The 10,018-nt window shown below is 42.1% G+C and carries 9 protein-coding genes; 2 read left to right on the top strand and 7 right to left on the bottom strand.

The features are described from left to right. Positions 1–504 precede the first annotated feature (504 nt). From cyoE to ACHUET_RS10050, 7 genes are all read right to left on the bottom strand, one after another. Positions 505–1,407 carry a heme o synthase gene (gene cyoE / locus ACHUET_RS10080; RefSeq protein WP_394212517.1) on the bottom strand — a complete coding sequence of 301 codons (903 nt, stop codon included), beginning with the start codon at positions 1,405–1,407 and terminating at the stop codon, positions 505–507. A 153-nt stretch (positions 1,408–1,560) separates the two neighbouring features. After that, positions 1,561–2,136, bottom strand: a complete 576-nt coding sequence (gene cyoD, locus ACHUET_RS10075; protein ID WP_394212515.1) for a cytochrome o ubiquinol oxidase subunit IV — start codon at positions 2,134–2,136, stop codon at positions 1,561–1,563. Then, complete coding sequence (cyoC, locus tag ACHUET_RS10070; RefSeq protein WP_394212513.1) at positions 2,133–2,840, bottom strand: cytochrome o ubiquinol oxidase subunit III; 708 nt, start codon at positions 2,838–2,840, stop codon at positions 2,133–2,135. Before cyoC ends, cyoD begins: the two co-directional genes overlap by 4 nt. Beyond that, the gene (gene cyoB, locus ACHUET_RS10065) at positions 2,837–4,840 is read right to left on the bottom strand and encodes a cytochrome o ubiquinol oxidase subunit I (RefSeq protein ID WP_394212511.1); all 2,004 of its coding nucleotides are present in this window, start codon (positions 4,838–4,840) and stop codon (positions 2,837–2,839) included. Before cyoB ends, cyoC begins: the two co-directional genes overlap by 4 nt. A 14-nt stretch (positions 4,841–4,854) precedes the next feature. After that, the gene (gene cyoA / locus ACHUET_RS10060) at positions 4,855–5,886 is read right to left on the bottom strand and encodes a ubiquinol oxidase subunit II (protein ID WP_394212509.1); all 1,032 of its coding nucleotides are present in this window, start codon (positions 5,884–5,886) and stop codon (positions 4,855–4,857) included. 812 nt (positions 5,887–6,698) lie between these two features. Next, complete coding sequence (gene pssA / locus ACHUET_RS10055; RefSeq protein ID WP_201599261.1) at positions 6,699–7,502, bottom strand: CDP-diacylglycerol--serine O-phosphatidyltransferase; 804 nt, start codon at positions 7,500–7,502, stop codon at positions 6,699–6,701. A gap of 127 nt (positions 7,503–7,629) precedes the next feature. After that, entirely contained in the window at positions 7,630–8,517 is an 888-nt protein-coding gene (locus ACHUET_RS10050) for a 23S rRNA (adenine(2030)-N(6))-methyltransferase RlmJ (protein WP_238038780.1), read from the bottom strand. 141 nt (positions 8,518–8,658) lie between these two features. Between ACHUET_RS10050 and ACHUET_RS10045 the strand changes: the two genes are divergently transcribed. Next, complete coding sequence (locus tag ACHUET_RS10045; RefSeq protein ID WP_371532647.1) at positions 8,659–9,411, top strand: 2OG-Fe(II) oxygenase; 753 nt, start codon at positions 8,659–8,661, stop codon at positions 9,409–9,411. A gap of 57 nt (positions 9,412–9,468) precedes the next feature. Further along, a complete protein-coding gene (locus tag ACHUET_RS10040) occupies positions 9,469–9,933 on the top strand; it encodes a hypothetical protein (RefSeq protein WP_394212507.1) in 465 nt (154 codons plus the stop codon). The last annotated feature ends 85 nt before the right edge of the window (positions 9,934–10,018 follow it).

Here is a 10,018-nt window from a genome sequence, read left to right as displayed (position 1 = left end):
GCGAGCCGACTATCTTATCATAATGATTTGAATTGTCAAGCTTTATTTTAATTTGTTTCAACAGGTTAACTGGGTTATCAATATGTAATTCACATATTCGTTACCACTAGTCCGTCTGATGAGGGCGTATTATAGACCCTTTATTTATTTAGTCAAGAGGTATTTTTTATTTAGTTTGAAATAACTTAATCGCTTAAGCTTCCTCACCACTTCCCTTTCGACTGGGTGGCATTATACGCGGGTTTGAGTCTGGGTCAAGGGGTTATTTTGGAGATCTTTCTAATTAGTTTGGTAGAAATTAAATAGTAGAAATGTTTCAAAGGATTATATACTTCAATGATTTTAATTGTCTGACAATGGTTATGCAAAATAGGGTTTAGCGATGCTTTTAGGGTACTACTGTTGAAAATCTAGACATAAAAAGGAATAGACATGAAAAAAGCCACTATTCGTGTTAGTGGCTTTTTAGTGGTGCTCATCAACAGTATCTTTTACTACGCAACTTTATACATAATCGATCGCCATCATTAAGCATAGTGCCATCATGATGATAATTGATAGTCCAAAGATCTTATACGCCCACTTAATCTGCTGTTGGACTTGGTCTTGTTGACTGGTGACCTTGATCGGTTTCATAGCAATAACTAACCAATAGCCTGACAACAATAGATGGACGCCCAAATACCAATATCCAGTCGTATTCAACGCTGTGAGCAAACTACCCACTACTAAGAAAAGGGCAATACTAATCGTAATATGCCACTGAGTCGTTCTAAAGGAGTGTTTGACTGGTAATACAGGAATACTGGCTGCACTGTAGTCTTTTTTGCGAAAGACAGCGATGGCATAAGCATGCGGCATTTGCCAAATAGCAAACATCGCAAACAGTACCCAATACACCCCATCGATAGACGGCGTCAAAGCAGCATATCCAATCACTGGCGGAATAGCACCCGAAAAACTACCAATGAACGTTCCCCAGACGGAGTGCCGCTTAAAGTACAGACTATAAAATCCGACGTAAACAACATAACCAAATAACGCTGAATATAAAGCTAATGGCGTGGTAGCGGCTAAACATACTACCCCGATACCTAGTAATAATATTGCATAGAGTATTGCATTGGTAATAGAGAGTTCACCTGTCACCAAAACACGGTCACAGGTGCGCTGCATCCTCGAGTCAATATCACGATCGATGATGTTATTAATTACACAACCAGACGCTATCACTGTCAAAGTTCCAATCAAGGCTTGAATCAATATCAACCAATCGGGATTGCCTTTGGCCGCTAAAAAATAGCCACCCAAAACGGTGATAGCGTTACCAAATACGATGCCAGGTTTGATTACCTGAACAAGCGGTTGTTTGGCGACATCGAGTTTTAACTGTGCAAGTTTATTCATGATTGTCCATCAGTTAATATCGTCAAATGCCTGAGCCATATGGATGAAACATTGCCATTTAGGAATGATGAGCCTAGATATAGCAGCTCATCATTAGACATTTGCGATAACTTATATACGCAAGTTTGCCGCGCAAATAAGAAAGTTAGGAACTTACTGTTGCATATCAGCCATGTCTGAATGATCAGCCATGTCCGAGCGATCTTCTTGTGGTGTAGCAGCAGGCGCACCTTGATTAGACGGCTGGTAGGTCTCTGGTAGATCTAACTTATCTTCAAAACCTTCAAGTTCACGATCCAATCTTGGTGTACCATCTGCATTGGTGGGCATCTTCATGCCCATGTCCATCTGCATTTTACCCATGCCAGGCATCATATTTTCGTTGGCGTTGTGCATAATCCACAATGAACCAACCATCACAATCGCCACCACAAACAAGGTGAATAAGAAGCTATAGAGCGTATTACGCTGTTCAGGGCTAAAGTCCACATGCAAAAAGAAATAAACTTGCACAAAAACCTGAGCAGCAGCAAAAATGGCAATCATCCAAATCGCGCTCATGCCTGACATCATATTGCTCATGATTAGCCCAAATGGAATCACCGTCAGAACTGCTGATAGTACAAAGCCGATAATATAACTCTTTTTACTTCCATGACTGCTCTGGTCGTGGCTTACATCGCCGTGTGCATGCGCGTGCTCGGCTGCATGCAAATTTTCATTTTTCATAATGCCACCCCTACCAGATACACTAGCGAAAAGACGCAAATCCACACGATATCCAAAAAGTGCCAAAACAGACTTAAGCATCTCAAACGCGTCATCATACGCTCAGAAAGACCAAATTTGCTCAACTGGAACAACGTAAATAGTAACCAGCAGATACCGACCGTGACGTGAATACCGTGCAAACCTACCAGACTAAAGAAGCTCGATAAGAAGGCACTGCGATCAGGCCCGAAGCCTTCAACGATGAGATGATGGAACTCATAAACCTCCATCCCAATAAAGCCCATGCCAAATAGCGCAGTAATCATCAACCAAAGCTTAAGCTTTGACATGTTGTTCTGATAAGCACCAAGCATGGCAAAACCAAAGGTGATACTACTGATCAGTAGCAAGAACGTTTCAACCAAAACAAACTTAAGGTCGAAAATATCTTTAGGACTTGGACCATCTGCTACGCCAACCTTCAATACTGCATAAGCGGCAAAAAACGTTGCAAACAAAACCAAATCTGTCATTAAGTAAACAAAGAAACCGAGTACTTTATTACCCTGCGCATCCAAGTGGTCTGGATGATGAGGATCACTATGGTTAAAGTAATCTATATTGCCTTTGTGATTATCATCAGACGGCAACAACTCCTCGCCGTTGTCGTCTGGTAAATTACTATTTACTTCATGTGTATGCATAGTTTCGGTACTACTCATAATCCGTCTCCTGCGTGAGCCGTACGAAGACGCTTATAATAAGCATTTTCAATTTTTTCAATCTCATCCACTGGTACGATGTAATCAATATCACGTTTGTTGGCTTCACGAATCACAAAGAAAATGATGGCTAAGAAAGAGGCGATTACCAACCACCAGATGTGCCAGATAAAAGCAAAGCCAAAGACGAACGTCAATAAACCAATAATCACACCAGAATCTGTATTTTTTGGCATATGTATTGGGCTGTAGTAATTGGGCGCTTTATCTGACGTCCAGCCGCTGTCTTTAAGATGCGCTAGGGCATCAAGATCGTTAATAACAGGCAGTTGAGCAAAGTTATAAAACGGTGCAGGTGATGGCGTGCTCCACTCTAACGTACGACCATTCCAAGGATCACCACTCACATCAGCAAGACGCTCACGATCGCGATAACTGACATAGAACATCATAAGCTGGCTGAAAATACCGAACAGAATAATAAAGGCACCAACCGCAGCAACGATCAACCATATCTGCCAAACATCATTGGCATAGTGGTTGGTACGACGCGTCATACCGAAAAACCCTAAAACGTACAGCGGCATGAAGGCAACAAAGAAGCCGATGAGCCAGCCCCAAAAAGCACGTTTGCCCCACTTCTCATCCAAACGATAGCCAAACATTTTTGGCCACCAAAAGGTAATACCTGCAAAGTATCCAAAGACAGCACCACCAATAATGGTGTTATGGAAATGCGCGATTAAGAACAAACTGTTATGCAAGACATAATCAATCCCAGGAACCGCGAGCATGACACCCGTCATACCACCGATGGTAAAGGTAATGATAAAGCCAAGTGTCCATAAAATTGGCGTACCAAAGACGATTTTGCCTCGATACATGGTAAAGAGCCAGTTAAAGACCTTAACCCCAGTGGGTATGGCGATAATCATGGTGGTAATACCAAAGAAGGCATTGACGTTGGCGCCTGAGCCCATGGTAAAGAAGTGATGCAACCAAACGATGAAACTTAAGATAGCAATAACCATCAAGGCATAGACCATACTGACGTAGCCAAACAGTTTTTTCTGCGAGAACGTCGAGATGACTTCTGAGAAAATACCAAAGGCTGGTAGTACCAAGATATATACCTCTGGGTGACCCCAAATCCAAATCAGATTGATATACATCATGACGTTGCCGCCTGCATCATTGGTAAAGAAGTGCATACCAAGATAGCGGTCTAGCGTTAGCATCGCCAACGTTGCCGTTAATACAGGGAAAGCAGCAACGATCAAAATGTTGGTACAAAGTGCTGACCACGTAAAAATCGGCATGTGCATCAGATTCATGCCAGGCGCACGCATCTTTAGAATAGTCACTAAGAAGTTAACACCTGTCAGCAAAGTTCCCAATCCTGATAGCTGCAAGGCCCAGATATAATAATCCACCCCCACTGTTGGACTGTATGTCAGCTCTGACAATGGGGGATAAGCCAACCAACCGGTTGCCGCAAAGTCACCAATGACTAGCGAAACGTTGACCAACAAAGCACCTGTAACGAATAGCCAAAATGACAGTGAGTTTAGGAACGGAAAGGCCACATCACGTGCACCAATCTGTAGCGGTATGATCGCATTCATGAGTCCCACAACCAGAGGCATGGCGACAAAGAAAATCATAATCACGCCGTGGGCGGTGAAAATCTGATCATAATGATGCGGCGGCAAATACCCTGTCTCAGGATAGTTGGCAAGCATCTGGTGGGTACGCATCATAATGGCGTCACTAAAGCCGCGCAGTAACATCACAATCGCGACGACGATATACATGATACCGATTTTTTTATGGTCAACTGAGGTTAGCCAATCGCGCCAAAAAACGCCCCAAAGCTTCTTTTTGGTTAGAAAAATTAAAACCGCTAGCCCAGCCAAGGCCATCATACCACCAGCCGCCATAATGATAGGCTCGTGGTAAGGTATTGCCTCAAGGGACAATCTACCGAATATTGCTTCCATAATCAGCTTTCCTATTATTGAGCGTCAGCTTCTTGCGCATCATCTTTATTTGATGGCGCTGCTGGGTTAGTGCTACCTTCGCCGTCATCCTTCAGATCAGACTCTAAGCCCTTGTTCACAGCGTTTGGATTATCACGCTGATTGACTTCATTAGACTCTACAAACTGATTTTGTTGTTTCGTTTCTGAGCTATATTGATTCACAATATAGTCAAACATATCAGGCTGCGTCGATTTGAAATATTCGATGGCATGGTTTTCTGAGGGTTTCGACAACTCTTCATAAACCGCAGTATCGAGGACCTTATTGTCTCCCGCTTTAATTTTAGAAACCCAATCATCAAAACCTTGCTTATCGACAGCATGGGCCAAAAATTTCATATCCGAGAAGCCAGGACCACTATAGTTGGCAGAAAGTCCGTTATAGACACCAGGCTCATTAGCAATCAGATGCAATTGTGTCACCATGCTCGACATGGCATAAATTTGGCTGCCCAGTCTAGGAATGAAGAACGAATTCATCACCGTATCAGAAGTGATTTTGAAACTAACTGGACGGTCTACTGGTAGATAAAGCTCATTGACAACGGCAATATCTTGTTCTGGGTAGATAAATAACCATTTCCAGTTTTGTGCCACAACTTGAATTTCAAGCGGAGGGTTGTCTTTTTGAGTCTCTAGTGGCTTATAAGGATCAAGCGCGTGGGTACTACGCCAAGTAATCACCGCTAAGATTGCAATAATAATAATGGGAATCGTCCACATTAAAACTTCAATCCAAGTGTTGTGTGACCACTGCGGGTCGAAGTCTTTATCAGCATCTGGTCTATCCGCGCGATAACGGTAAGTAAACCAGAGCGCCATGACGATGACTGGTATAACCACAATCAACATCAAGGCAGTGGTAACAATGATAAGTTCTTTATTTTGCACGCCAACTGCACCCTGAGGATGCAATACACCTTTATCACAGGCGGTCAGGAGCAAGCTGCTTATCAATACCACTAAGTTGGCCTTTAGCCAGATCGGTAATTTGAAAAACGTCATGCCTTGTTAACCTTATATTCGGTCAGTTTTGTTAGTACATGTTAAATGTTAGAAACACTCCATGGCTGTCACATTTTTACAATGGACAGTCAAGAGATGATGCTAAGTTTTGACCTTATTTGTACTTTCAGTCGCGTTGGCTAGCATGATGTCAGCACTGTTACCAATCAAAATCTGATGGGTAACACTGCTGACAATTTTAAGCGACAAAGCATGCATTCGGTCACTAGATTGCAATAATCATCAATAGAGTAAGTCTTAACACGATCTGCCCAACCAAATCAGCAGCACAGAATGACGAAACAGTAGCAATAATGTACTGTTTGTATTGATGTACAAGACTGAGAAGATTGGGAAATCAATTTACTAAAAGGGTATCGATATTTGAGTGTGGCTTATTTTGAGGCTAAATCTTATCTGGCTACCACAGCATTATTCCATGCTGTCTATAGGGTATAGAACCATCAAATGCGACCCTCTTTAGTTAACAGGCACTATACGCTTCTTTTTTTAGAAAGTACTATCTGCAACAAATTAGAAATAAAACAACATGTTTTTACTATCCAAAATCTATAAATCAAGCTTGAAAGTTTTATCAATTTGCGCTTATTAACTTTCATATACATGAATATTCATTTGAGTGTATATTGCGTTCAGAAACAAAATAAATGACTGTCATACAAAAATAAAAGGTATCTGATAGTAAAATACTCTTTAATAGCACCATGTTTTTATAGTAAATAAAGTATAAAAAAAGGGACTTACCTATCGGCAAGTCCCTTTTTTTATCTCAGTAACGTTTATATTGACTCTTACATCTTTGCTCTGATCGTAGTCACAATACCAGATAACGCATAAATGATACCAATCGCTAAGATACCAACAGGTATGTCATAGAGCACGATACTCATGACAAGTACGCCAATAATAAGTACCACAAAAGGCACTTTCTTTTTATCAAACTCTTTAAAGCTGTAGTACTTAACATTACTGACCATGAGTAGGCCACAAATGACCACCCACGCTGCGAACAAAAACATGATCGCCGTATCGTACTGTCCAATCCATTCGTTATGATCAACTGCAACCATAACTGCTGCTGTTACTAATATGGCGGCAAGCGGACTTGCCAAACCAACAAAGTATTTTTTATCGACGATACCCACCTGCACGTTGAAGCGTGCCAAACGAAAAGCAGCACAGGCAGTAAAGACGAACGCACAACCAATCCCAATACGACCCAGCGGCTCTAGCGCGAAGCTATAAACCAAAATAGCAGGGGCCACACCAAACGCGAGCATATCTGCTAATGAATCATATTGCTCACCAAACGGGCTTTGGGCATTAAGCATACGGGCGACGCGGCCGTCGGCACCATCCAGAATACCTGATAAAAAGATAGCCAAAGCCGCCTTGTAAAACTCGCCTTGCGTACTCGCTAAAATCGAGTAAAACCCTGACAGTAATGATAATGTGGTAATCAAATTGGGTGCCAAATAAACACCGCGACTGACCACACGCTTACCTTCCGCGACTTCTGCCTCAACGACCTCAAAGGTCAAACCATCGTAATTATCATTGTCCGCTAGACGAATATTAAACTCATGCTCATCCATGTATGGAGGCTGGGTCGCTGCATTATCCTGCAACGATCCCTCTCTTGGAGGCATGTTATTTGGTTCGCCTTCAGGTGGCTGCATATTCGTCATCTTGATATCCTTATTGGCCAATATTGCTGTTCAGTTACTCGCCAACCAGCCAGCGTACATTGGTCGCACTGTCAGGGGTTAAGTCTGGGGCATCTTCTACTTTTAGTACTGGCTGCAAGAAACGTAATATCTCGCGTGCATGATTATCAAACTGCCATGGCGGATTGATAACCAGTAGACCTGTACCGTTCAGACCGACCGCAACATCATTAGGATAAATATTTAGCTCACAAACCAGCTGACGTCTCATCTCAGTACGCTTGAGCTTTTTGTAAAACAGCTCGACCGCTTCGATGTTTTTGATTGGGAACCACAGCGCATAAGTACCTTGTGGCCACTTGTTATAAGCCGCGACCAATAGGTCGATAAGACGGGTAAAGTCTTTATGCTCTTGCTCAAAGGGAGGATCAAGGAAAATCAAACCGCGCTTTTCTTTTGGGGGAATAACAGCGGTAATACCTTCAAAAGCATCACGATGCTGAATACCAATTGGAAGCTTGTATAGCTGATAGTTCAGTGCATCATATTCAGTCGCTTTGGCTTCAAAAGCTTCGGCGCGCACGCCAGCATCAGGTTTTTTAGCGGCGGTTTTTTCGACATGATGAGCAATCCACCACGGCGAACCCGGATAGACTTTATTGTCGTAAGTGAATTTGGCTTGCTTAATGCCTTCCATATAGTCTTTGACAGCGGCTGGTGCCTTTTCGGTATCTGCTTTTAGAAAAGCTTGAATACCGCCTTTGGCCTCCCCTGTCTTGCGCGCTTCTTCACTGCTTAGTGAATACAGTCCACGGCCGCCATAAGCGTCAAGCACATAAAACGGTTTGTTTTTCTGCCCCAATTGATTAAGCAGTTGTACCAATAAAATGTGTTTAACCACATCAGCAAAGTTACCAGCGTGGTAGGCGTGTTTATAGTTCATAATCTCAAAAGTTTAAATAAGAAAAATTGCATCTATGGTAGCATAGGCGGAGTAAAAGATAATGTGGTTTTAGTAAGCGCTTTCAATAAAAACGCACTGAATGACGTTATATTGACCGCTGATTGACAAGAAAGAGATGAAATGACGCAGATTATTAGCAACCTGAGCAAGACAGCGTTGGTCGTTGATCATCCGATAGGACAAGACAACCCTCCGTTACTATCTCCAAACAGTCATAACGACGCCCAAAACGCGCCTACCCAGAAGATGCTGCAACTGTCTGATTTTTCAGTCAGCTGGGAAGATAGGCTGACGGATAAGCAGCTTGATACATTTGTCACTGATGGCTGGCTCGTCATTGATAATGTGTTTGATGATACAGCGTTACTCGCGCTACAAGCAGAAAGCGGTTTTATTGACTATCGTGATGCAGAGCTGACCGCTGGCGTTCGTATCAGTGATATCCGCGGTGATAGAATACGCTGGATTACCGAAGACTTCTTTGCAGGCTACTATTATCTGCAAAGCATTAATGCTTTGGCCTCGCTATTCAATCGTAGTTTGTTCGCGGGTATTCGCCATAGTGAAGCACATTATGCGTGCTATCCGATTGGCTTTGGCTATCAATGGCACAGCGACAATCCTACTGGGCGCGATGAACGCGTAATCTCGGCAGTGTTTTATCTCAATGATGATTGGGGAGCGACTGACGGCGGTGCGCTAGAAGTCGTTGATAAGCATGGCACGCACCATGAAGTGATGCCAGTTGCCAATAGATTGATTATTTTTGATAGCGACCTACAGCATCAAGTGCAGATCGCGCATCGTCAGCGTTACTCTATTGCTACTTGGCTAAGACGTGATGATGCTGTAGTTTTGTTTGCTGCGCCCTGAGTATATCTATCATTTGCTACGGCTCTAAGTAAGCTTTGTTAATTAAGGACAATAATAATGCGTAAGAATCTATTCAGACATTCTATTTTAGTTATTATGTTATCTTTGCTTGCAAGCTGCACGACTATTAATCATCAAGCCTTCACTCAACAAATCAGTGAGCCTTTCTTTACCTATCACCTACCAAAATCCACCCCTGAAAAACCTGTGATAGTTACACCAACTACTATCACTACTGAGTTCAAGTATGAGAACGGTTGTCTGCTTGCATTTGATGGAACAAGATGGATGACGCCAGTATTTCCAGAAGGACATGCTACTTTCGATATTAGTAATAAAACTTTAGAATTATTAGGAACAAGTTATCAAATGGGCGAAGTTGTTTTTGCTAGTGGCAATATCAGTAATTATGACAGAGACAAAGCTAAAACTTATAGTAATACTCCAGCTGAAAAATGTATTACAGAGTATTTAGCAAAATTTTATGGTGATTATGAAAAAATTGACTTAGACAGAGACTAATATTTTTTTAGCTATAGAAATCGATTAACTTTTATATATTTGCAACATATAAATAATTAGTACCAAATAGACCTTATAAGAAACG

It is taken from the genome of Psychrobacter piscatorii (assembly GCF_043641605.1).
GTDB classification, from domain to species: domain Bacteria; phylum Pseudomonadota; class Gammaproteobacteria; order Pseudomonadales; family Moraxellaceae; genus Psychrobacter; species Psychrobacter piscatorii_C.
The sequence above is the reverse complement of the archived record's forward strand: the minus strand, read 5'-3'. Positions and strand labels throughout refer to the sequence as shown.

Excerpts from the sequence above, each read along its gene's own strand:
- ACHUET_RS10050 (WP_238038780.1), bottom strand. The coding sequence starts at position 8,517 with ATGAACTATAAACACGCCTACCACGCTGGTAACTTTGCTGATGTGGTT.
- cyoC (WP_394212513.1), bottom strand. The coding sequence starts at position 2,840 with ATGAGTAGTACCGAAACTATGCATACACATGAAGTAAATAGTAATTTA.
- pssA (WP_201599261.1), bottom strand. The coding sequence starts at position 7,502 with ATGGATGAGCATGAGTTTAATATTCGTCTAGCGGACAATGATAATTAC.
- cyoE (WP_394212517.1), bottom strand. The coding sequence starts at position 1,407 with ATGAATAAACTTGCACAGTTAAAACTCGATGTCGCCAAACAACCGCTT.
- cyoA (WP_394212509.1), bottom strand. The coding sequence starts at position 5,886 with ATGACGTTTTTCAAATTACCGATCTGGCTAAAGGCCAACTTAGTGGTA.
- cyoD (WP_394212515.1), bottom strand. The coding sequence starts at position 2,136 with ATGAAAAATGAAAATTTGCATGCAGCCGAGCACGCGCATGCACACGGC.
- ACHUET_RS10045 (WP_371532647.1), top strand. The coding sequence starts at position 8,659 with ATGACGCAGATTATTAGCAACCTGAGCAAGACAGCGTTGGTCGTTGAT.
- cyoB (WP_394212511.1), bottom strand. The coding sequence starts at position 4,840 with ATGGAAGCAATATTCGGTAGATTGTCCCTTGAGGCAATACCTTACCAC.
- ACHUET_RS10040 (WP_394212507.1), top strand. The coding sequence starts at position 9,469 with ATGCGTAAGAATCTATTCAGACATTCTATTTTAGTTATTATGTTATCT.